Origin of the sequence: Caenispirillum salinarum AK4 (assembly GCF_000315795.1) — a bacterium.
GTDB classification, from domain to species: domain Bacteria; phylum Pseudomonadota; class Alphaproteobacteria; order Rhodospirillales; family Rhodospirillaceae; genus Caenispirillum; species Caenispirillum salinarum.
The window spans coordinates 233,841-256,684 of the sequence record NZ_ANHY01000002.1 but is presented as its reverse complement, the minus strand read 5'-3'; the positions used below and the strand labels follow the sequence as shown (position 1 = coordinate 256,684).

Genomic DNA, 22,844 nt, shown 5'->3' with positions numbered 1-22,844 from the left:
GCGGGCGGGTCCCGGACACGGGGTCCGCGCCCCGCGTCCGCCCGTGAGAGAAAGAGAGACCCGACCCGCCATGAGCATCCGAGTCCGTTTCGCGCCCAGCCCCACCGGTGCGCTGCATGTGGGCAACATCCGCGTCGCGCTGGTCAACTGGCTGCTGGCGCGCCGCAGCGGCGGCTCGTTCCTGCTGCGCTTCGACGACACCGACCAGGAGCGTTCCAAGCCCGAATACGTCGACGGCATCCGACGCGACCTGGCGTGGCTCGGGCTCGGCTGGGACGAGGAAGCCTTCCAGTCCGGCCGCCTGGCGGACTATGACGCCGCCTTCGAACGCCTGAAGCAGGCGGGCCGCGTCTATCCCTGCTGGGAAACCCCGGAGGAACTGGACTACAAGCGCAACCGCCAGCGCGCCCGCGGCCGGCCGCCGGTCTACGACCGCGCCGCCCTGTCGCTCAGCGACGAGGAAAAGGCCCGCCACGAGGCGGAAGGCCGCAAGCCCCACTGGCGTTTCCTGCTCGACGGCGGCGAGGTGGCGTGGAACGACGGCGTGCGCGGCCCCAGCAAGACCCAGATGGGCAGCATTTCCGACCCCGTGGTCAAGCGCGCCGACGGCACGTATCTGTACATGCTGCCCTCGGCGGTGGACGACATCGCCATGGAGGTCACCGACGTGGTGCGCGGCGAGGACCACGTCACCAACACCGCCGTGCAGATCCAGATGTTCCACGCCCTGGGCGGCGAACCGCCACGCTTTTCCCACCTGCCGCTGCTGGTGGACGCCGAGGGCAAGGGCCTGTCCAAGCGCCTGGGCAGCCTGTCCATGGCCGAGCTGCGCAACGACGGCCTGGAGCCGGGCGCGGTGACCAGCCTGCTCGCCCGCCTGGGGACCGCCGATCCGGTGGAGCCGCGCCAGAACCCGCACGACTTGGCGGCGGAGTTCGACATCACCCGCTTCGGCCGGGCGCCGGCCCGGTTCGATCCGGCGGACCTGGACCAGATCAACGCCCGCCTGCTGCACGAGATGACCTTCGGCGCCGCCGGGCCGCGCCTGGTGGCGCTGGGCATCCCCACGGATGCGGCAGAGCCGTTCTGGCACGCCATCCGCCCCAACATCACCCGCTTCGCCGAGGCCCGGGACTGGTGGAAGGTGGTAACCGGCCCGGTCGCGCCGGTGATCGAGGACGAGGACCGGGAGTTCATCGCCGCCGCCCGTGCCCTGCTTCCCCCGGAACCCTGGGATGCGGAAACCTGGACGCAGTTCGTCTCCGTTGTGAAAACCGAGACGGGCCGCAAGGGCAAGGGATTGTTCATGCCCTTGCGCAAGGCCTTGACCGGATTGGCTCATGGCCCTGAACTCAAGCCCCTTCTGCCCCTCATCGGCCGGGCGCGCGCGGACTCGCGTCTGGCTGGTGAAACGGCATAACCGCCCCCGTCGTATCCCCGCTATCCGGCCGGGTGCATTTATGGCGCTCGTCCATTCGGATAGGATATCCATTCCACGTTTGGCGTATTAGCGTTTGAGGTTACCTCCCTCGTGACGCTATTGTGTCATTCGTTTGATCTGGGGTGCGTCGGCGCGACCGGCGGGAAGTGGGGTCATGGCGACCGTCCTCATTGTAGAAGACGACAAGACATGCGCGGAACTGGTCCGCGCCCTGCTGGGCCGACGCGAAGCGCCGGCCTTCACGCCCGTGCTCGCCACCAGCGTCGCCGAGGCGCGCCGCCAGCTCGCGTCGCGCAAGGTCGATGCCGTGGTGCTGGACCTCAACCTGCCGGACAGCAAGGGCACGGCCACCGTCTCCACCCTTGTCGCCGCGGCGCCCGGCGTGCCCGTGGTGGTGCTGACCGCCGAGGATGACGACCGCACCGCCCGCAACGCCCTGCGCGCCGGCGCCCAGGATTATCTGGTCAAGGCCGACCTGACCGGCGACCGGCTGGCGCGCAGCCTTACCTACGCCATCGAGCGCCGCGCCACTCTGGCCGGCCACGATACAGGCGACGGGCTGGTGGAAAGCCTGCTCAACGGCATGGCGCCGGCGGTGCTGGTGCTGGAGACCGTCCGCGAGCGGGACGGCCCTCCCGCGGACTTCGTCTTCCGTCTGTGCAATGCGTCGTGCGAGCAGGTTCTGGGCCGGCACGGGCGCGAGCTGGCCGGCCGGCGCCTCGGCGAGGGGCTGCCCGAGCTGGCGGCGCTGGGCCTGCGCGAGCACCTTCTGGGCGTGGTCGAGACGGCCATCGGCCTGGACATCGACCTGCCCGTCCGCCTGCCCCACGCCGCCGGCATCGCCGACGGCACCGGCGGGCAGGACCGCGAGCCGTCGGAGGAGCCGCCCCGCTGGCTGCGCATCTCGGCGTCCCATGTGGCGGAGGGGGTGGCGCTCATCATCACCGACGTCACCGCCACCCACCAGCAGACCGACGCCCTGCGCGCCGCCAAGCAGAAGGCGGAAAAGGCGGATGCCGAAAAGTCCGCCCTGCTGCGCGCGCTGAGCCACGAGGTGCGCACGCCGCTGAACACCATCCGCGGGTTCTCGGAAATGGTGGCCGGGGAAATGCACGGGCCCCTGCCCCACCCGCAGTACAAGGGCTATGTCGACAGCATCCACAAGGCCGCCGAGACCCTGTCGGACGTGGTCGACGGCATGCTCGACATGAGCCGCCTGCAGGCCATGGGGCGGGGCGAGAGCGGCTCGGCCCACCTGATCGATCTGGCGCCCGACTGCGTGGCGGTCTGCCGCGACGGCATCGTGGAGATGCTCAACCCCGCCGGCGCCGACATGCTGGGCCTGGCGGCCGGGGACGAGGCCGTGGGCCGGCACTTCCGCGAGTTCGTCGCCAGCCACTACCGCCCCATCGTCGAGCACGGGCTGGATATCCTGGTGCGCGAGCGCACCCGCGTGCCCATGAAGATGCTGCGCGCCGACGGCGCCACGGTGGACGCCGAGGTGGCGGCCACGCCCTTCGACAGCGCCGGCGGCGGGCGGTCGGTCATGCTGGTCGCCCGCGACGTCACCGAACGCCAGCGCGCCACCCGCGCCATCGTCCAGCGCGAGGAACGGCTGCGCAAGATCATGGAAACCATGGTCGACGCGCTGGTCATCATCGACGACCGCGGCATCATCGAAACCTTCAACCGTGCCGCCGAGCGCATCTTCGGCTACAAGGCGGCCGAGGTGGTGGGCCGGTCGGTCAACATCCTCATGTCCGAGGAGCACGCCACCCACCACGACGAATACATCCGCCGCTACAAGCAGACCGGCGAATCCCATGTCCTGGGCGTCGGCCGGGTGGTGGAGGGGCGCCGCAAGGACGGCTCCGTCTTCCCGGTGGAGCTGGCCCTGTCGGACCTGAAGATCGGCGAGAGCCACCTGTTCATCGGCGTGCTGCGCGACATCACCGAACGCCGCGCCCAGGAAGAACGGCTGCGCTATCTGGCGACCCGCGACCACCTGACGGGCCTGCCCAACCGCGCCCTGTTCCAGACCCGCCTGGACGAGGCCGTGCGCGACGCCGACGCCGCCGGACGGCACGTCGCGGTTCTGTTCCTGGACCTCGACCACTTCAAGAACATCAACGACACCCTCGGCCACCCCATGGGCGACCGCGTGCTGCAGGCCGTCGGCCGCCGGCTGGAGGCACAGGCGCGGCCGAACGACACGGTGGCGCGGCTGTCGGGGGACGAGTTCACGGTCATCCTGGACGGCGTCGACGGCCCCGAGGAGGCCTCGGCGCTGGCCACGGTGCTGCTGGACCGGCTGTCGGACCCCTTCGAGATCGACGGGCGCGAGATCTACACCTCGGGCTCCATCGGCATCGTGATGTACCCGGAAAACGCCGAGGACATCGCCAACCTGATGAAGAACGTCGACACGGCCGTCAACTTCGCCAAGAAGCAGGGTCGCAACAACTTCCAGTTCTATACCGAGAAGCTGTCCGACGACATGGTGCGCCGGCTGCAGATCGAGAACGGCCTGCGCCGGGCGCTGGAGCGCGGCGAGATGCAGGTCTTCTATCAGGCCAAGATCGACCTGGACAGCGGCGACATCGTCGGCTGCGAGGCGCTGCTGCGCTGGTTCTCCAAGGAGCTCGGCTTCGTCTCGCCGGTGGAGTTCATTCCGGTCGCCGAGGAAACGGGCCTGATCGTGCCCATCGGCGAATGGGTCCTGCGCGAGTCCCTGCGCCAGTTGGACACCTGGATGCGCGCCGGGCTGCCGCCCGTGCGCGTCGGCGTCAACCTGTCCGCCCGCCAGTTCCGCGAGGCCGAACTGGCGGGCAAGATCACCGCCATCCTGGAGGAAACGGGCGTCAGCGCCGAGCTTCTGGAACTGGAGCTGACCGAGTCCATGCTGGTGGAGAACGCCGACGAGGTCATCCAGTCCCTGTGGGCGCTGAAGGGCCTGGGCATCACCCTGTCCATCGACGACTTCGGGACCGGCTATTCGTCCCTCAGCTACCTGAAGCGCTTCCCCATCGACGAGTTGAAGATCGACCGCAGCTTCGTGAAGGACATCCCTGACAGCATCGACGACATGTCCATCACCAAGGCCATCATCAGCATGGCGCGGTCGCTGGAGATGAAGCTGGTGGCCGAGGGCATCGAGACGGACGAGCAGTGGGAGTTCCTGCGCGACAACGGCTGCCATGTCGGCCAGGGCTATCTGTTCGCCAAGCCCCTGCCAACGTCGGAGTTCTTCGACCTGATGGAGCGCCGCCGGTCGGCCAACGACGACCACGGCAGCGAAAACGAAGGCGGCCTGTGGGCGGCGGTGGCGACCAAATAGGGATCGACGCTGTGTCCGGACGACCCGCAGCCTTGCGCGGCATTTCCGGTATCAGTACCGCACCAGCATGGTCCAGTCGCCGGGCATGTAGCCGTCCAGCACGGTGGCCTCCATGCCCGCGGCCTCGAACGCATCACGGAAGGCATCGGGCGCGGTGTAGAACATCAGCTGGTCGCGCCGCGGGTGGTCGAGGCCCAGCATGTTGAAGGCGAAGCCCTTGCGGTTCATGGCGGCGAAAGCCTTGAGCTGCGCGATCACCTCGGCCCGCCAGGCGTCTGCATCGCCGCCCGCCAGGACATTGAAGGTGCCCGAGGCGAACCCGTAATCCGCCATCACCGTCGCCCGGTCCGACAGCAGGAATCGTGCCCGGTGGTCTCGGATGGCGGACCGCGCCTGCGCCACCATGGCCCGCGTCATGTCGTACCCCACATAGCCGCGCACCCGCACCGCCTTCTGGGTCAGCAGGAAGGGGAACAGGGCGCCGTAGCCGCATCCGAGGTCGTTGACCGTGACGGACGCGCCGTGGGGCTCCCCTTCCATCAGCCGCACCAGCTGGGCGAAGCGCAGAAGCTGCCCCGCCCGGTCGCGCCAGCCCACCCCCTTGGGCGCGCATCCGTGGCGCTTGACGGCCAGGGTGTAGAGCCACTGGATGCGGGCGATGCGGTCTTCCCCGGTCTCCGGCGTCTCGGGCTGGTTCATGACGCTCACCCGACGAACCGGTCGAGGGTGCGCGACACGCTGCCGACGTAGGACCCGCCGAACAGCCGCACGTGCACCAGCAGCGGATACAGGTTGTAGAGATCCCGCCGGGCCTCGAAGAAGCCGGGCCGCAGGGGGCGCTTTTCCTGGTAGCGGCGGAAGAAGGGCTCGCCGAACGTGCCGAACAGGGTGGAGAACGCCAGCTCGATCTCGGCGTCCCCGTAATAGATGGCGGGGTCGATGAAGCCGGCGATGCGACCGCCGTCGCACAAAACGTTGCCCGTCCACATGTCGCCATGGATCAGCGCCGGCGCATCCGGCTCCTCGATCCAGTCGTCGAGCCGGCCGGCCAGGGTGTCGACCTTGCGGCGCACGTCGGCGGGCAGGCGGCCGGCGCGGTGGGACTCGTCGGCCATGTAGAGCAGCCGGTGATCGCGGAAGAACGTGCGCCACGAGGCCTCCCGCGGGTTGGGCTGGTGCAGCCCGCCGATCAGCGTGTCGCGCTCCAGCCCGAAGGCGTCCCAGGTGACGGAATGCAGGTCGGCCAGCAGGTCGGCGGCGTGCTCCTGACACGATGCCGAGATCCCGCCGCCGCCGGCCTGGATCTCCTCCATCACCAGCAGCCCCGCCTCGGCGTGCAGGACGCCCGGCACCGGCAGGCGGCTGGTGTCGGCCAGGTATCGGAGCATCCAGCCCTCGATGTCCAGGCCGCCGCCGGCATCGTCGGCCACCTTCACCACCACGGGCGCGGCGCCGTCCTCAAGCTCGGCGCGCAGCACGTCGCCGACGCAGCCGCCCGACAGCGGGCTCAGGCGCCGCACGCCATGCCCGATGGCCCGGGCGATGCGGTCGGACAGGTCTTGGCGGTCGGATGCCATGGGCGGCCTCCTTTCTGCCGTGGGCCGGTTGACGCGGATGCGCGTGGCCGGAACGCGTCAGAGCCGGGTGCGGATGTGGTCCAGAAGCCCCCGGGACGCCGCCTCCACCATGTCCAGCACGTCCTCGAACCCCCGGCCCTCGCCGTAGTAGGGGTCGGGCACGTCCTCGATGCCCAGGTGCGGGGCCCAGGCCAGGAACATGGACAGGCGGTCGCTCAGGTCCGGCGGGGCAAGGCGCGACAGCGAGCGGTAGTGCCCCGTGTCCATGGCGAGCACCATGTCGTAGTCGTGGAAGTCCTCGACGGCCACGCGGCGCGCCCGCTGGGCCGAGAGGTCGTAGCCCCGCGCCAGGGCGGCCTCCTGCGAGCGCGGGTCCGGCGCCTCGCCCACATGATAGCCGGCCACGCCGGCCGAGGCGGCCAGGATGCGGTCGGACAGGCCCTCGCGCTCCACCAGGGCGCGGAAGACGCCCTCGGCGGTGGGAGAGCGGCAGATGTTCCCGGTGCAGACGAACAGAACCTTGAACACGGCCGTTGGCCTCCTTTAATCCGGGGCGGAAAGGGACGCGAGAAACTGGCCTTCGCGCTCCCATGGCTTACCATGCCGCCGCCACTCGTCAAAGACCGGAGCCCGAGCCCCATGCACCAGACCGCCGACCAGCCCTCCATCGTCATCCTGACCGGTGCCGGGATTTCCAAGGAATCGGGGCTGGACACCTTTCGCTGCGCCGACGGCATCTGGAACAAGGTCAGCCTGGAGGACGTGGCGACGCCCGAGGGTTTCGCCCGCGATCCCGACATGGTGCACGGCTTCTACAACGCCCGCCGCGCCCAGCTCGCCGACCCGACCCTGTCGCCCAACGCCGCCCACGAAGCCCTGGCCAGGCTTGAGCGCGAGTGGCCGGGCGAGGTGCTGGTGGTCACCCAGAACATCGACGACCTGCATGAACGCGGCGGCTCGAAGAACGTGCTGCACATGCACGGCGAACTGAAGAAGGTCCGCTGCGAAGGCTGCCGCGCCGTCGCCGTGTGGGACGGCGACCTGGGCCGCGACAGCGCCTGTCCCACCTGCGGCGTGGCCGGTGCCATGCGGCCGCACGTGGTGTGGTTCGGCGAGATGCCGCTGGGCATGGAGCGTATCTATGCGGCCCTGGAGGACTGCGCCCTGTTCCTGTCGGTGGGCACGTCGGGCAACGTCTATCCGGCGGCGGGCTTCGTCCATCATGTGCTGGAAACCTCCGGCGGGCGGACGGTGGAACTCAACCTGGAGCCCAGCCAGGGCGCCACCCTGTTCGCCGAGCAGCACTACGGTCCGGCGACCGAAGTGGTGCCGGCCTTCGTCGACCGCCTGCTGGCCGAAGGACCTGCGGCCCTGGAGTAGCGCCGGGGCCCCCAACGGCCCATATCCGCACCGCCATGACATCGACTGCCTCCCACGACATTCCCGCCCCCGACCTCGCCGCCCTGAAGGCCGAGGCCGCCGCCTGCCGGGTGTGCGCACATGTCCTGCCGCTGGGTCCGCGCCCCACCTTCCGCGCCAGCGAGACCGCGCGCGTGCTCATCATCGGGCAGGCGCCGGGCACCCGCGTGCACGAGACCGGCATCCCCTGGAACGACCGCTCGGGCGACCGGCTGCGCGACTGGCTGGCGCTCGACCGCGAGACCTTCTACGACGAGGGCCGCATCGCCATCGTGCCCATGGGCCTGTGTTATCCCGGCCGCGACAGGAACGGCGGCGACGCCCCGCCGCGCCCGGAGTGCGCGCCGCTGTGGCAGAAGCGCTTCCGCGCCGCGCTGCCGGCCGTGGAACTGACGCTTTTGATCGGCATCCACGCCCAGACCTACTGGCTGGGCGACGCCCGCAAGCGCCGCTCCATGACCGAGACGGTGCGCGACTGGCGGGCCATGCCCGACGGGCTGATCCCCCTGCCCCACCCCAGCTGGCGCAACACCGCCTGGCTGCGCAAGAACCCCTGGTTCGAGGAAGAGGTGGTGCCCGAACTGCGCCGGCGCGTAGGACGGCTCCTCTAGGCACCCCGGCGAGAACCGGGGTCCACTACCGACGTCAGCCGCCTGCGCCACGGCGCACGGCGCACGCTGCATGAAAAAGGGGCCGCCCCACCGGGAGCGGCCCCTTCGTCATTTCATGCCGGCGCCTTATTCGGTGTGCTCGGCGTCCGGCTCCGGGACGGGATCGCGCATGGTGACGAACTCCTCCGCCGCCGTCGGATGAATGCCGACCGTGGCGTCGAACTGCGCCTTGGTGGCACCGCACTTCAGCGCGATGGCGATGCCCTGGACGATCTCCGGCGCGTCCACGCCCAGCATGTGGGCGCCGACCACGCGGTCGGTCTCGGCATCGACCAGAAGCTTCATGACCGATCGCTCGTCGCGGCCCGACAGGGTGTACTTCATGGGCTTGAAGCGGCTGAGGAACACCTTGATCCTGCCGCGCTTGCGGGCTTCTTCTTCCGTCAGCCCGACCGAGCCGATGGGCGGCTGGCTGAAGACGGCCGAGGCGATGTTCTCGTAGTCCATCTTGCGCGGGTTGTCGCGGAAGACCGTCTCGAAGAAGCAGATACCCTCGTTCAGCGCAACCGGCGTCAGGTTGACCCGGTCGGTGACGTCGCCGATGGCATAGATGCTGTCGACGCTGGTCTTGTTGTAGTCGTCGACGACCACCGCACCCTTGTCATTCAACTTCACGCCCGCTTCCTCGAGCCCCAGGCCCGAGGTACTGGGCGCGCGCCCGGTGGCGTACATCACTAGGTCGGTCTCGTGCTCGTCACCGCCGGCGAAGCGCAGGTTGTAGGCGCCGGATTCGGTCTTCTCGATGGAGCGCACCGTGGTTTCGGCCAGGATCTTGATGCCCTTCTTCTCCATCTCCTCCTGCAGGCCGGCCCGCATGGAGTGGTCGAAGCCGCGCAGGATCATGTCCTTGCGGATGATCTGGGTGACCTCGGCCCCCAGGGCGGCGAAGATGCCGGCGAACTCGACGGCGATGTAGCCGCCGCCGACGATGGTCACGCGCTTGGGCAGCTCGGGCAGGTCCAGCGCCTCGTTCGACGTGATGGCGTGCTCGATGCCCGGGATGTCCGGCATGGTGGGCCAGCCGCCCACGGCGATGAGGATCTTTTCCGCCGTGTAGGTCTTGCCGTCGACGGCCACCGTGTGGGCGTCGACCACCGTGCCGCGGCCGCGCAGAAGCTCGACGTTGTTGTCGCGCAGGATGCGGTTGTAGATGCCCTCCAGCCGCTCCAGTTCCTTCTGCTTGTTCTCGATCAGCGTCGGCCAGTCGTGGCGGGCGCCCTCGATGGTCCAGCCGTAGCCCTTGGCGTCCTCGAAGTCCTCGGCGAAGTGGGCGCCGTAGACCAGCAGCTTCTTGGGCACGCAGCCGCGCATGACGCAGGTGCCGCCGACGCGCGAGCTTTCCACGATGGCGACCTTTCTGCCCGAACCGCCGGCCAGGCGCGTCGCCCGCACGCCGCCCGAGCCCGCGCCGATGGTGATCAGGTCGTAATCGTACTCCGCCATGTCGGTGTGTCCTCGTTCCTGCGTCACTGAAAGGGAAGAAATCCGGAAAAAGAATGCGCGCCCGATGTGGGACGCGCAAGCGTGCGGTGCAAGATGGGGCGGCGCGGGGCCGGGATCAGATGTCCTTGTACGGTGCGTCGGGGTCGTCCGGCCCTGCCTCGCGCTCGGGCTCAGGCTCGGGCAGCGGCGTGAAGTCGGGATCACCGGGCGAAGGGCTCTGCGGCCCCTGCCCGCCCTTTTCCGAAAAGCCTTCGAAGAAGCGCTGCATGTTGCGGAACTGCTCGGCCACCCACGGCTTGGCGGCCTCGTATCCCGCCTTGGCCTCGCACACCGCCCGGTCGGCGGCGCAGGCGGCCTGGCATCCGGCCCTGGCGGCGGCGTCCTCGCGGTAGGAGAGTTCGCAGCGGGCCGTGCACCGGTCGAACTCGGTCCCGCAGGCGGCCAGGGCCTCGGGGTCCTCTGCGGCACCGACGGGCGCGGCGAGCAGGAACAGGACGGCGACGGCGATGACGGGCACAAGGCGGCGGCGCATGACGGACCTCTTGGTGGTTCGCGGAAGACCCTACAGGAGGAATGCGGCACGGGCGAGGCGCGATGCGGCGGAGGGGCGCCCCGCCGACAGCCGTCACGCGTCGCCACCACCGCCGCTGTCATTGCCGGCGTCCGCCGCCGAAGACGGCGTGGGGAGCATGACCCGCGGCCAGCCCCGGCGACTGGCCGCTTCGCCCCGCCCCTACTCCACCGTCACGCTCTTGGCCAGGTTGCGCGGCTGGTCCACGTCGGTGCCCTTCAGCACCGCCGTGTGGTAGGCCAGCAGCTGCACCGGGATGGCATAGAGGATCGGCGCCACGAAGGGGTCGACCTCGGGCATGGCAATGGCGTGCAGGGCCGTGTCCTGCATCCGCAGCACACCCTTGGCGTCGGAGAAGAAGATCACCTGCCCGCCGCGCGCCACCGTTTCCTGCACGTTGGACGCCGTCTTCTCGAACAGGTCGTCCTCGTCGTGCGGGGCGATGACGATGACCGGCACGGACTCGTCGATCAGCGCGATCGGGCCGTGCTTCATCTCGCCCGCCGCATAACCCTCGGCGTGGATGTAGCTGATTTCCTTAAGTTTCAAGGCGCCTTCCAGGGCGATGGCGTAGGACGTGCCGCGCCCCAGGTAGAGCACGTCGCGGGCCTCGGCGACGAACTGGGCGATGTCGCGGATGGCCTCGTCATGAGCCAGAACCTCCGCCGCCCGGCCCGGCACCTCCGCCAGCGCCGCCGCCAGGGCCTTCTCGCGCGCCGGGGTCAGGGTGTCCTTGGCGCGGCCGAGCGCGATGGCGAAACAGGCCAGAACCGTCAGCTGCGTCGTGAAGGCCTTGGTGGAGGCCACGCCGATTTCCGGGCCGGCGTTGGTCTGCAGCACCACGTCGCTCTCGCGCGCCATGGAGCTTTCCGGCGAGTTGACGACGGAGACGATCCGCTGTCCCTCGGCCTTGCAGTGGCGCAGTGCGGCCAGCGTGTCGGCCGTCTCGCCCGACTGGCTGATGAACAGCGCCACGCCGCCGTCCTGCAACACGGGGCGGCGATAACGGAACTCGCTGGCGACGTCGATCTCCACCGGCACGCGCGCCGTGCGCTCGATCCAGTACTTGCCCACCAGCCCGGCGTAATAGCTGGTGCCGCAGGCGACGATGGTCACCTTGGGCACATCGGCCATGTCGAAGGGCAGGTCCGGCAGGGTGATGGAGCCGCGCGCCGGGTTGTACATGGCGTTCAGGGTGTCGCCGATGACCTGCGGCTGCTCGAAAATCTCCTTCGCCATGAAATGGCGATGCTCGCCCTTGCCGATGAGCGCGCCGGACAGCGCCGTCTGGCGCACCTGGCGCTCCACCTTGTTGTCGCCGACGTCGTAGAAAGTGGCGCCGTCAAGCGTGAGGACGGCCATGTCGCCTTCCTCCAGGTAGGCCAGCCGCTGGGTCAGCGGCGCCAGCGCCAGGGCGTCGGAGCCCAGGTACATCTCGCCGTCGCCGAAGCCGACCGCCAGCGGGCTGCCCATGCGGGCCCCGATGAGCAGGTCATGATGGCCGGCGATCAGGATGCCCAGGGCGAACGCGCCGTGCAGGCGCTTCAGGGCCTTCTGCACGGCCTCCACCGGTTCCATGCCCTGGTCGAGGTGGTAGTGCACAAGATGGACGACCACTTCCGTGTCGGTGTCGGATTCGAAGCCGTGGCCGTGCTCCTGCAATTCGGCCTTCAGCTCCTGAAAGTTCTCGATGATGCCGTTGTGCACCACCGCCACCTTGGCCGAGGCATGCGGGTGGGCGTTGGCCTCGTTGGGGCGGCCGTGGGTCGCCCAGCGGGTGTGGCCGATGCCCACCGTGCCGGCGATGGGCTTCTGGGCGATGCGATCGGCCAGGTTGACGATCTTGCCTTCGGCGCGGCGGCGGTCGATGGAGCCGTTGACCAGCGTGGCGATGCCCGCCGAGTCGTAGCCGCGGTACTCCAGGCGCTTCAGCCCGTCCACCAGCAGCGGCGCCACCTCCTGGCGGCCGATGATACCGACGATCCCGCACATGGCTTCAGGCTCCCTTCTTGTCGTTGGATTTGCCGGCTTTCAGCGCCGCCATGCGCTGGCGGAAGCGCCCGGCCCAGCCGGGGCGCGCCTCCTGCCTGCCGCGCGCGACGGCCAGGGCGTCGGGCTCGACGTCCCGGGTCACCACCGAGCCGGCGGCGACGATGGCGCCGTCGCCGATCTTCACCGGCGCCACCAGGGCCGAGTTCGACCCGATGAAGGCACCGGCGCCGATGTCGGTGTTGTACTTCATGAAGCCGTCGTAGTTGCAGGTGATGGTGCCCGCGCCGATGTTGGCCTTGGCCCCCACCCGGGCATCGCCGATGTAGGTCAGGTGGTTGACCTTGGCGCCCGGCTCGACGACGGCCTTCTTGATCTCGACGAAATTCCCGATGTGCGCGCCCTCGCCCACGTCCGCGCCGGGGCGCAGGCGGGCGTAGGGGCCGACGGTGGCCCCGTCCGCGATCGTGCACTGCTCGAAGTGGCAGAAGCCCTTGATCTCGACGTGGTCGCCGACGGTCACGCCGGGGCCGAATGTGACGTGGGGCTGGATGACCACGTCGCGGCCGATCACCGTGTCGTGGGACAGGAACACCGTTTCGGGCGCGATGAGCGTCGCGCCATTGTCCATGGCCGCCGTGCGCAGGCGGGCTTGCGCCACCGCCTCGGCCACGGCCAGTTCGGCGCGGCTGTTGACGCCCAGCAGTTCCTCCTCGGCGCCCTCCACCACCGCGCAGGCCAGGCCGTCGGCACGGGCGAGTGCGACGATGTCGGTCAGGTAGTACTCGCCCTTGGCGTTGTCGTTGCCGACCCGGTCCAGCAGGTCGAACAGGCGCGCGCCGTCGACGCACATGACGCCGGAGTTGCACAGGCTCACGGCCAGCTGCTCGGCCGTCGCGTCCTTGGCCTCGACAATGGACTCCAGGCTATCGCCATCCATCATCAGCCGGCCGTAGGAACCGGGATCGTCGGGGCGGAACCCCAGCACCACGACCGCCGGACGCGCCGGGCCGCGGCGCGCCTCCAGCATCTTCGACAGGGTCTCGGGCGTGATGAGCGGCGTGTCGCCGTACAGCACCAGCACGTCGCCGTCGAAGCCTTCCAGAGCCCCACGCGCCTGCATCACGGCGTGGGCGGTGCCCAGCCGGTCGGCCTGCTCCACCGTCGGGTGTGGCGCGACGGTGCGGCCGACCGCCTCCATGCCGGGACCGACGACCACGACGGCCTCGTCCACCCCCAGGGCCTCCACCGTGGAGAGCAGATGGTTCACCATGGGCCGCCCGGTCAGCGGGTGCATGACCTTGGGAAGGGCGGACTTCATGCGCGTGCCCATGCCAGCGGCAAGCACGACGGCGGCAGTTTTGGTTTTGCTCATATGCTCGAAAACACGTTAGAACGGGTGTGCAGGCGGGTTTGGCGGAAGATGCCACAGGGGGCGAACCTGCACCAAAACAAACATTGTTGCAGGTTGTTGCGGACCATCATGACGGACACGGACATGCCTTCGATCTCCTCTCCCACCGCATCCGGCGCGCCGCTTGCGTTGATCTTCGACCTTGACGGCACGCTGGTGCACAGCGTCCCCGACCTGACCGTCGCCCTGAACCATCTGCTGGCCGAGCACGACCGGCCGGCGGTGGCCGAGGACGACGTGGCCTTCATGGTCGGCGACGGCGCCCGCGTGCTGGTCCAGCGTGCCTGGGCGCACACCGGCGCGGCGGCGGCGGAAGACGACCTCGACGGCCTGACGGAGCGCTTCGTCGCCATCTATGAGACGGCAACGGCGGGCGCGACACAACCCTACCCTGGCGTCGTAGCCACGCTGGAGACGTTGAAGGCGCGCGGCCATCCCCTTGCGGTCTGCACCAACAAGCCGCATGGGGCGACGCTCAAGCTTCTGGAGGAGCTGGACCTGGCGCGGTTCTTCACCGCCGTCGTCGGCGGCGGCTCCACGCCGGAGCGCAAGCCCCAGGCCGGCCCGGTGCTGGCGGTGCTGGCAGAAATGGGCGTTCCGGCGCGGGGCGCCCTGTTCATCGGCGACAGCCGCAACGACGTGCGCGCGGCCGCCGCGGCGGGCGTTCCTTGCGCCTGCGTCACCTACGGCTACCCCCGCGGCCCGGTGGAAGCACTGGGCGCCGACCGCCTGATCGACCACTTCGACCAGGTGCTGGACCTGGTGGACGCAGGCGCCGACATGGACCTGCAAAAAAAGGTTTGACAGGGGGCGCGGCGATTTCCTATATAGCGGCTCCCACGACGGCGGGGGCCACGGCCTCACCGGACGGGACCTGAGAGAGATGGGCGCGTAGCTCAGCGGGAGAGCACACCCTTCACACGGGTGGGGTCGTAGGTTCAATCCCTACCGCGCCCACCATCTCCTCTCAAAAAATATGACCGACACGCACCGGGCGCCGCTGCATTTCAGCCGGCGCCCGTGTCGTATGTGGTGCCTTCCCTACCGGAACGCCGGCTCGTCGAAGCTGCGCAGCTTGCGCGAGTGCAGTGTCGTCGCCCGCGCCTCGTCGCGCAGCATCTCCAGGGCGCGGATGCCAATGCGCAGGTGCTGGCTGACGCTGCGCTCGTAGAAGGCATCCGCCATGCCGGGCAGCTTGATCTCGCCGTGCAGCGGGCGGTCGGAGACGCACAGCAGCGTCCCGTAGGGCACCCGGAAGCGGTAGCCGTTGGCGGCGATGGTGGCGCTTTCCATGTCGATGGCGATGGCGCGGGACTGGTTGAAGCGCTGGGCCAGCGTATCCATGCGCAGCTCCCAGTTGCGGTCGTCGGTGGTGACCACCGTGCCCGTGCGCAGGTGCTCCTTCAGCGCGCGGCCGCGGCGGCCCATCACATCCTCCACGCCTTGCGCGAGCGCGACCTGCACCTCGGCGATGGTGGGCAGGGGGATTTCCGTCGGCAGCACCTGGTCCAGCACGTGGTCGTCGCGAAGATACGCATGGGCCAGCACGTAGTCGCCCAACCGCTGGCTCTCGCGCAGCCCCCCGCAGTGGCCGATCATCAGCCAGACATGGGAGCGCAGCACCGCCAGGTGGTCGGTCACCGTCTTGGCGTTGGAGGGGCCGACGCCGATGTTGACCAGCGTAATGCCCGTCCGCCCCTCGCGCACCAGGTGATAGGCCGGCATCTGCGGCGGCTTGGCGATGGGCGCCTTGTCGGGCTCCGCACCCTTCCAGGTGATTCGGTCGCCGGGCTCGACCAGTTTTTCGTACTCGCCCGCCTCCACGGCCTGACGCCCGAACGTCACGAATTCGTCGACATAACGTTGATAATTCGTGAACAAAACGAAGTGCTGGAAGTGCTCCGGCGCCGTCGCCGTGTAGTGCCGCAGGCGGTGGAGCGAATAGTCCGTCCGCCCCGCCGGGAACATGGACAGCGGCGTGATGGCCTCTGTCGCGGCGGGGCGCCGGCCGTCGGCGATGTCGTCGTTGGTATCCACCAGGTTGGGCAGGGCGAAGGCGTGGCGCAGGGCGCCCCGGCGGTCGGGCGTGACCTCGGCCGTCGCCCTGTCCAGCGCAAAGGTCAGCGGGATGGGCACCCGGCTGCGGCCGACGTGGAAGGTGGCGCCGTGGTTCTCGGCCAGCAGGCGCATCTGCTCCATCAGGTAGTCGGCGAACAGGCGCGGCTGGGTCACCGTGGTGCCATGGAGGCCCGCCTGGGTGACCTTGCCGAAGGCCATGCTGGTGGTCACAGCCAGATCCTCGGGCGCGATCTCGGCGCAGAGGTAGGGGTAGACCACCCGCCGCGCCGGCCCCTGCAGCCGGCCGGCTGCGAAGGCGTCGAAGTCCTCCCGCAGCATTTCCAGGCCCGTCTCGTAGATGTCGACCATGCGGGCCAGGGCCTCGTCGGGGCCGGCGCAGGTGTGCAGGTCGTCGCAGGGGATGGTGTCGAGCAGGCGGGAGGGGGTGGTCATGGAGCGGGGGTCTCCGGCGGTGGATCGGGCTTTCCTCAATAATGAGAGCCGTTTACACCCTCCGCAACGGTCTACTCCTCCTCCCGTTCCCCCGGCGTGATCGGCGGCGGCTGGGGCGCGACCTTCCCCTCCACCCACAGGATCAGCGCATAGACCGCCCCCAGCGCCAGCACCGCCACGCCCAGGCCCATGAGGAAGGTGCCCGTGGTGTCCTCGATCTCCAGCACGATCAGCTTGCGCACCACCGCCAGCACGCCGATCAGGATGACGGTGCGCACCTGCACCAGCCCCTTCTGCCCCTCGGCCATCTGCTGGACGGAGTGCGCCAGTTCCAGCGCGATGACGGCAGCCAGGATGCCGTCGAACAGGGCCTGGAAGGTGCGGTAGTCCCAGCCCGTCTCCCAACCCAGTGCCGTTTCCAGCACCGCCCGCAGAAAGTTGCCCGTCGCCAGCAGAATCACGCCGCCCATGCCGATCAGCAGCAGCCAGGCGATGATGCGCTCGAAGGCGGAATAGCCGCGGCTGGCCTTGCGCGTTCGTCCGCCCGTCACGGCCGCACCAGACCGAACAGGTGCGCCAGGTCCTTGAAGAAAATGCGCATATGGGCGGCGGGGTCGCGGCGGGTGAGTTCCTTGTTCATGTAGGATTGCCAGGTCAGCGCCTGCACGTCGGGGTCGCGGCAGATGCTGACGAAGCGCTCCCGCCGCGCATCCGACGAGTACCAGAACCGCTGCATCAGCCCGAGGATCCAGAACACGCGGCCGTGCGCCTTCAGGAACCGTTTCCGCGCCGTCGCCAGCGCGCGGGCGTCACCGGTGTCCAGCGCCACGGCCACGGCCTCGGCGGCCATGCGGCCCGAGGCCATGGCGTAGTAGATGCCTTCTCCCGAGGCCGGGGCGACGGTGCCCGCCGCATCGCCGCACAGCACCACGTCGCGGCCGTTGTCCCAGCGCCTGCGGGGCTTGAGCGGGATGGGGGCGCCTTCGGTGCGCAGGGTTTCAGCGTCGGCCAGCCCGGCCCGCTTCCGCAAAAGGGCGGTGGCTTCGCGCAAGGGGAAGCCGTCTTGCGCGGTGCCCATGCCGATGCTGGCCGTCTCGCCGTGGGGAAAGACCCAGCCGTAGAAGTCCGGCGACACATTGCCCTGGTACAGCACGTCGCAGCGCAGCGGGTCGTAGGCCCCGCCGGGTTCGGGCGCGCGGATGATCTCGTGATAGGCGATGACGCTGGGCGGCGGCGGATCGTCCGGCATCGCCAGCCGTGCGACGGCGGACCGCGCCCCGTCGGCGCCGATGACCATACGGGCACGTATGGACGCACCCTCCCCCGCCTTGTCGCGCAGGGTGATGCGCACCGCGCCGTCGGCGTCGCGGTCCAGGCCGGCGAGCGTCCCGGTGCGGCGGCGGGCGCCGAGGGTGGCGGCGCGGGCGCGCAGCCATTCGTCGAAGGTCTCGCGGTTGACCATGCCGACGAAGCCGCCGTCGGCGATGGGCATGTCGACTTGCCGGCCCGACGGCGCGATCACCCGGGCGCCGCGCACGCGGGTGCAGAGCACGCTTTCGGGTACCGCGAACTCGCGCAACAGCCGGGGCGGCACGGCGCCGCCGCAGGGCTTGGGCCGCCCGGCGCGGTCGAGCAGCAGGACCGAGCGTCCGGCGCGCGCCAGGTCGGCCGCCGCCGTGGCCCCGGCAGGGCCGCCGCCGACCACCACCACGTCGAAGGTTTCGGGGCTGTTCAGCGTCATCGGCCGCCTCCCGCGTCCAGCATGGCAAGACCACCGGCCGGCTTTGGCACGGCGCGGGCTCCCAAAGCGGGGCGCGCGGCCAGGGCGGCGGCGGCGAGGAACAACAGGGCCTCGGCGGAGAACACCAGGCCATAGGCGACGGCGGGGTCCACCAGCACGGCGCGGGCGGCGTCGACGGCGGCGGTCCCCAGGAACCCGCCCAGGCCGAAGGCCACGGCCTGCGCGGCGCCCCACACACCCATGCGCATCCCCTCGCACCCCGGTCCGCCGGCTCCGGCCAGCGCCATCATCGAGCCGATGGCGGCGACGGCGAAAGCGCCGTTGGAAACCCCCAGCGCGGCGACGGTGGCCTCCAGCGGCCAGCGCGGCCCGGCGATCCCGCCGAACGCCAGCAGCCCCAGCGCACCCGCCGAGGCAAGGCAGCCGCCCACCGTCCACAGCTTCAGCGAGCCGACCGCCCGCCCGCGCCCCCGCCATCCGGCAAGACCCACCAGCACCATGCCGACGAAGACCCCGCCATGCTGCACGCCGGCGAGGCTGGTGCTCTGCCCCGGCGTCATGGCAAAGACGGTGCCGGCGAAGGGCTCCAGGATCAGGTCTTGCAGGCTGTAGGCCAGCATGGACACGAAGACGAACACGGCGAAGCGCCGCGTCTCCCCCTCGCCCCAGACGGCGCGAAAGGCTTGCGCGAAGGCCGGCTTGCGTGCCTCGTCGGGCCGACGCACGGACGGCCCCTCGATCCGCCACACGGCCGACAGCGTCACCAGCAGCGCAACGGCGGAGACCACCGCCGTCACCGCCACCAGCCGCGCGGGCGTGTAGGGGTCGAGGTGCGCGCCGACAGCGCCGGCCGTCACGGCGAAGCCCAGGATCATCATCATCCACACCAGCGTCGCGGCGGGCGCGCGGCGGGCGGGGTCGACGCGCGTCGCCAACAGCGCCAGCAGCGACGTCCCGGCCGCGCCCACGCCCATGCCGATCAGCACGAAGCCCGCGACGGCCAGCGCCACGCCGGCGGCGTTGTTCGATCCCATCCAGGCGACGGCGGCCGAGGCGGTGACGGCGCCCAGCCCCAGCACCGCCATGCCGCCGATGATCCAGGGCGTGCGCCGTCCGCCCACGTCCGATCCATGCCCCCAGCGCGGGCGGAGGAATTGCAGCCCGTAGTGCAGCGCCACCAGGGCGCCGGGCAGCATGGCCGGCAGGGCCAGTTCCACCACCATCACGCGGTTGAGCGTGGATGTCGTCAGCACCACGATGGCCCCCAGCGCCGTCTGCACCAGGCCGAGCCGGAGGATGCCGCCCCAGCCGAGGGACGCGGGCGTGGCGGTCGTGCTCATGGGGTCACCTCCGGCAGCACGGCGAAGGCGCACACCAGCATCCCCAGCACATAGAGGCTGGTGCCGGTGGCGTTGTACCAGGGGGCAAGATCGCGGGGTCGCGTGAGGAAGCGCAGCATGAGCAGCCCCTGCGCCGCCAGCAGCGCCGCGACCACGGCGGCGTGCCAGGGCCGTCCCCAGTCCATCAGCAGCACCACGACCACCACCTGCGGCAGCGCCATGACGGCGCAGGCGAAGCGCGCGGCGGGGGCGACGCCCATCTGCACCGGCAGCGACCGCACGCCCATCCTGCGGTCGCCCTCCACCGCCTTGAAATCGTTGAGCGTCATGATGCCGTGGGCGCCCAGGCTGTAGAGCCCCGCCAGCGCCAGAATGCGCCAGTCAGGCAGCGCGGCGGCCATGACGGCAGCCCCCGTGAACCACGGCAGGCCCTCGTAGCAGACGGCGACGGCGGCGTTGCCCCACCAGCCATTGCCCTTCAAACGGAACGGCGGCGCGGAATAGGCCCAGGCGAGCAACAGCCCGACGGAGGCCGCCAGCAGCACCCACGGCCCCAGCGCCCAGGCGACGGCGAGGCTGACGAGCGTCCAGGCGATGGCGATGTAGAGCCCCCAGCGGCCGGGAATGCGGCCCGAGGGGATGGGGCGGCCGGGTTCGTTGATGGCGTCGACGTGGCGGTCGAACCAGTCGTTGACGGCCTGGCTGGTGCCGCACACCAGCGGCCCTGCCAGCAGCACGCCGGCCAGCGCCAGCGGCACCTGATCCAGCGACGGCCAGCCGGCGGAGACGACGCCGCAGCCAAAGGCCCACATGGGCGCAAACCACGTGATGGGCTTGAGAAGCTGGACGACAGGTGTGAGAGCGACTCGTTCCATGCCTTCAAGGGTAGGACGGTCGCGGGTTTTCGTCAATGTAGATTGACGTCAACTTTTCCTTACGAGCACCTCACCCGGCATTGTCGCCGTCCAGGTCGCCGATCATGCCGTAGCGGCGCAGCTTGACGTAGAGGCTCTGGCGCGACAGACCCAGCATTTCCGCCGCCGAGGCGCGATTGTCGCCGGTCAGATCCAGGGCCGCCTGGATGCACAGCTGCTCGATCATGTCGGTGGTGTCGCGGATGATGTCCTTCAGCGGCACGCGGCCGACCAGTTCGGTCAACTGGCTGACGGAGTGCGGCAGTTCGGGCTCCGTCGGCGGCGGTTCGGCGCTGACGCGCTGGCTGACGTCGCGGATGACGAAGGCGATGTCGGTCGCCGCCCCCTCGCTCAGCGCCACCGCCGACAGTTCCACGTCGGCGCCGGCGCCGTACTCGCCCTGGGCCGAGGTGCCGAGCAGCCGCACGCTGCCGTCCTCGCGCACCGTGCCGATGATCGCCGCCAGGTCGATTCCCGGCCGGCCGATCCAGCGGTCCAGCGGTTCGCCGCGCACCTGTTCCTCGGTCGCCAGTTGCACGAGATCAAGGAACGCCGTGTTGGCCGAGCGAATGCGCCCGGCGGCGTCGGTCAGGACGAAGGCGTCCGGCAGGGCCATCATGGCCTCCTGCCACGCGCCGGCGGCCTCGGCGCCCTGTCCAGGCGCCATGACGTCGGAGCGCTGGGGCAACAGGCGGATCAGGTAGAACGCCGCCCGCTCCTGCCGAAACAGGGTGGCCGACAACACCACCGGCACCGGCTGGCCGGCCAGGTGGACCGTCACGTCCTCGCCCTCGCCGCGCGCCCGCACGGTCGCCAGCAGCGACGTCACGGCCTGGACGCCCTCTCCCTCGATTCCGTGGGGAAAGGTGCGGCCGACGATCTGCCGCGTGCTGTCGCCGAACAGTGCGACGGCCGCCGGATTGGCCTCCACCACCTTGCGGGTCTGCGCGTCGACCACCAGCACGGCTTCCGAGGTCAGCTTGAACAGCAGGCGGTAGCGGGTCTCCAGGTGGCGCAGGCGGGCGTAGTCGCGCTCCAGGGATTGCTGGGCGTTGACCAGGCGCTGCTGAAGTTCCGCCAGCGAGCGCAGGTCGCGCCCCAGTGCCACGATGGGTCCGTCACGGTCCAGCCGCACGGCGGAGTAAAGCACCGGCACGTCCGCCTTGCCCCCGCCGGCCGGATGGTTGACCTGCCGCGGGCGGGGCGTTTCATCGGCGCCCGCCCCGCGCGCCGCCTTGAGCAACGCCTCGATCTTGGGGCGGCTTTCCACCGTTACGGTTTCCAGCCAGGATCGGCCCAGCCACTCCCCGCCGGCGGCCCGCTGGAGGTCTTCGCTCCCGAAGGCGGCGTCGCGCACCGTGCCGTCGGCGTCCATCACCAGGGCGATGTCGGCCGCCGAGGCGATCAGCGTCGCGGCGGCTTCCGCCCCCAGCGTGCCCAGCGATGTCTTCGGTGTGCGGAAGTGTTTCACGGATCACCAGCCACAAAAGATCGAGGACCACGGCCGTCGCGCCAGCCGCGCGAGTCGGCCTGCGGTCGCGCCGACAACCGTTCCGCCAGCGTTACCGCATGAGGACCGTTTACCCCCATTGCATCGGCTCCAACAAGCCCGGAGATGCTTGGATCGGCAAGAAAAACAGGTCCCCCCACAACGACCGCAACATTTCTGCAACAACTCTCGCGGCGAATGGCGGAGATCGTCGCCTCAAGGTCTGCCAGCCAGCGCAGGCCGGCAAGCGAGAGCCCCACAACGGCGAACGGCGTCTGCGCCACCGCCTGCACCAGCGCGTCCCGCGTGGTCGGCGCCGGCGGGGCGGTCACCTCCCAGCCGGCCCGGCGCAGGAAGACGGCGACCGTCTCGGCACCAAATCCGTGCTGCTCGCCGGGAGTCGAGGCCACCAGGACGCGCCGAGCCGGGCCGGGCGCCGCCGCCACGGCGTCGGGCGCGCAATCGGCGGTGTCCAGGTCCTTCAACAGGCCCTGCACGGTGAGCATTCCCATGGTGACGTCGGCGAAACCGCAGGCATCCGCCGCCCAGGCCTCGCCCAACCGCCGGGCAACCGGCCCCAGCAGGTCGAGCATGAGCACCGGCGCGGGCAGCCCGCGCGCAAGACGGCTGCGGAGATGCCGGCGCACCGCGCCGTGCCGTCCGACCAGCAGGAGCCGCACCAGGCCGTCCACTTCGGATTCCGTCGCCACGGCCGTCGGCTGCGCCGGTACCCGCAGCCGACGGCCGTGGCGCGTGATGAGGCGGGGGATCAGGTGGTGGGAAACCGCCCGGTCCAGGACCGCCGACGTCGGCGGGGCGGGAATGGCGAACGCGCCCGCACCGGCGGCCGGGCCGCCCAGCGCATCGGGCCGGTGCAGGACGGGCATGGGGGACAGGCCGCGACAGGGGCCGAGCATTCGCCGTCTCCTTGCGGGGGAGCCAATCGTCTACCGAACCACTGGCACAGCATGCCCTCATCCCGCCTCG

The 22,844-nt window shown here is 70.2% G+C and carries 19 protein-coding genes and 1 tRNA gene; 6 read left to right on the top strand and 14 right to left on the bottom strand.

Annotated elements, in window-relative coordinates; translation table 11 throughout:
* Window positions 1-70 precede the first annotated feature (70 nt).
* Window positions 71-1,420 carry a glutamate--tRNA ligase gene (gene gltX, locus C882_RS01260; RefSeq protein WP_009538710.1) on the top strand — a complete coding sequence of 450 codons (1,350 nt, stop codon included), beginning with the start codon at window positions 71-73 and terminating at the stop codon, window positions 1,418-1,420.
* Between the two features lie 175 nt (window positions 1,421-1,595).
* Complete coding sequence (locus C882_RS22775; protein WP_009538709.1) at window positions 1,596-4,778, top strand: EAL domain-containing protein; 3,183 nt, start codon at window positions 1,596-1,598, stop codon at window positions 4,776-4,778.
* A gap of 51 nt (window positions 4,779-4,829) precedes the next feature.
* On the opposite strand, the gene C882_RS01250 is transcribed toward C882_RS22775, so the two are convergent.
* The 3 genes from C882_RS01250 to C882_RS01240 are packed head-to-tail and all read right to left on the bottom strand — an operon-like array spanning window position 4,830 to window position 6,883.
* Window positions 4,830-5,477 (bottom strand): class I SAM-dependent methyltransferase, encoded by a 648-nt coding sequence (locus C882_RS01250; RefSeq protein ID WP_009538708.1) that lies wholly within the window; start codon window positions 5,475-5,477, stop codon window positions 4,830-4,832.
* A 5-nt stretch (window positions 5,478-5,482) separates the two neighbouring features.
* Window positions 5,483-6,355, bottom strand: a complete 873-nt coding sequence (locus tag C882_RS01245; protein WP_009538707.1) for a fructosamine kinase family protein — start codon at window positions 6,353-6,355, stop codon at window positions 5,483-5,485.
* Window positions 6,356-6,412: 57 nt separating this feature from the next.
* Entirely contained in the window at window positions 6,413-6,883 is a 471-nt protein-coding gene (locus C882_RS01240) for a low molecular weight protein-tyrosine-phosphatase (protein ID WP_009538706.1), read from the bottom strand.
* Between the two features lie 111 nt (window positions 6,884-6,994).
* Between C882_RS01240 and cobB the strand changes: the two genes are divergently transcribed.
* Complete coding sequence (gene cobB, locus C882_RS01235; protein WP_009538705.1) at window positions 6,995-7,735, top strand: Sir2 family NAD+-dependent deacetylase; 741 nt, start codon at window positions 6,995-6,997, stop codon at window positions 7,733-7,735.
* Window positions 7,736-7,770: 35 nt separating this feature from the next.
* Window positions 7,771-8,385: a uracil-DNA glycosylase family protein gene (locus C882_RS01230; protein ID WP_009538704.1), complete on the top strand. Its 615-nt coding sequence runs from the start codon at window positions 7,771-7,773 to the stop codon at window positions 8,383-8,385.
* Window positions 8,386-8,511: 126 nt separating this feature from the next.
* On the opposite strand, the gene gor is transcribed toward C882_RS01230, so the two are convergent.
* The 4 genes from gor to glmU all read right to left on the bottom strand — a co-directional run bounded on the left by gor (window position 8,512) and on the right by glmU (window position 13,823).
* Window positions 8,512-9,888 carry a glutathione-disulfide reductase gene (gor, locus tag C882_RS01225; protein WP_009538703.1) on the bottom strand — a complete coding sequence of 459 codons (1,377 nt, stop codon included), beginning with the start codon at window positions 9,886-9,888 and terminating at the stop codon, window positions 8,512-8,514.
* 115 nt (window positions 9,889-10,003) lie between these two features.
* Window positions 10,004-10,420 carry a hypothetical protein gene (locus C882_RS22770; RefSeq protein ID WP_009538702.1) on the bottom strand — a complete coding sequence of 139 codons (417 nt, stop codon included), beginning with the start codon at window positions 10,418-10,420 and terminating at the stop codon, window positions 10,004-10,006.
* Window positions 10,421-10,621: 201 nt separating this feature from the next.
* Entirely contained in the window at window positions 10,622-12,451 is a 1,830-nt protein-coding gene (glmS, locus tag C882_RS01215) for a glutamine--fructose-6-phosphate transaminase (isomerizing) (RefSeq protein WP_009538701.1), read from the bottom strand.
* Between the two features lie 4 nt (window positions 12,452-12,455).
* Entirely contained in the window at window positions 12,456-13,823 is a 1,368-nt protein-coding gene (glmU, locus tag C882_RS01210; RefSeq protein ID WP_009538700.1) for a bifunctional UDP-N-acetylglucosamine diphosphorylase/glucosamine-1-phosphate N-acetyltransferase GlmU, read from the bottom strand.
* 123 nt (window positions 13,824-13,946) lie between these two features.
* Between glmU and gph the strand changes: the two genes are divergently transcribed.
* Complete coding sequence (gph, locus tag C882_RS01205) at window positions 13,947-14,666, top strand: phosphoglycolate phosphatase (RefSeq protein WP_043642961.1); 720 nt, start codon at window positions 13,947-13,949, stop codon at window positions 14,664-14,666.
* Between the two features lie 81 nt (window positions 14,667-14,747).
* Window positions 14,748-14,822: transfer RNA gene (locus tag C882_RS01200), tRNA-Val, on the top strand.
* A gap of 81 nt (window positions 14,823-14,903) precedes the next feature.
* On the opposite strand, the gene C882_RS01195 is transcribed toward C882_RS01200, so the two are convergent.
* The 7 genes from C882_RS01195 to C882_RS22765 all read right to left on the bottom strand — a co-directional run bounded on the left by C882_RS01195 (window position 14,904) and on the right by C882_RS22765 (window position 22,774).
* Window positions 14,904-16,373 (bottom strand): AMP nucleosidase, encoded by a 1,470-nt coding sequence (locus C882_RS01195; RefSeq protein ID WP_009538698.1) that lies wholly within the window; start codon window positions 16,371-16,373, stop codon window positions 14,904-14,906.
* A gap of 71 nt (window positions 16,374-16,444) precedes the next feature.
* Complete coding sequence (locus C882_RS01190; protein ID WP_009538697.1) at window positions 16,445-16,924, bottom strand: phosphate-starvation-inducible PsiE family protein; 480 nt, start codon at window positions 16,922-16,924, stop codon at window positions 16,445-16,447.
* Window positions 16,921-18,114, bottom strand: coding sequence for a geranylgeranyl diphosphate reductase (locus tag C882_RS01185; RefSeq protein ID WP_009538696.1), 1,194 nt, complete (start codon window positions 18,112-18,114; stop codon window positions 16,921-16,923). Before C882_RS01185 ends, C882_RS01190 begins: the two co-directional genes overlap by 4 nt.
* Window positions 18,111-19,454, bottom strand: a complete 1,344-nt coding sequence (locus C882_RS01180) for a BCD family MFS transporter (protein WP_009538695.1) — start codon at window positions 19,452-19,454, stop codon at window positions 18,111-18,113. The genes C882_RS01185 and C882_RS01180 overlap by 4 nt, the downstream gene beginning before the upstream one ends.
* Window positions 19,451-20,329: a chlorophyll synthase ChlG gene (chlG, locus tag C882_RS01175; RefSeq protein WP_043642796.1), complete on the bottom strand. Its 879-nt coding sequence runs from the start codon at window positions 20,327-20,329 to the stop codon at window positions 19,451-19,453. The genes C882_RS01180 and chlG overlap by 4 nt, the downstream gene beginning before the upstream one ends.
* A gap of 70 nt (window positions 20,330-20,399) precedes the next feature.
* Window positions 20,400-21,839, bottom strand: coding sequence for a transcriptional regulator PpsR (gene ppsR / locus C882_RS01170; RefSeq protein ID WP_009538693.1), 1,440 nt, complete (start codon window positions 21,837-21,839; stop codon window positions 20,400-20,402).
* Window positions 21,836-22,774: a cobalamin B12-binding domain-containing protein gene (locus C882_RS22765; RefSeq protein WP_009538692.1), complete on the bottom strand. Its 939-nt coding sequence runs from the start codon at window positions 22,772-22,774 to the stop codon at window positions 21,836-21,838. Before C882_RS22765 ends, ppsR begins: the two co-directional genes overlap by 4 nt.
* Between the last annotated feature and the right edge of the window lie 70 nt (window positions 22,775-22,844).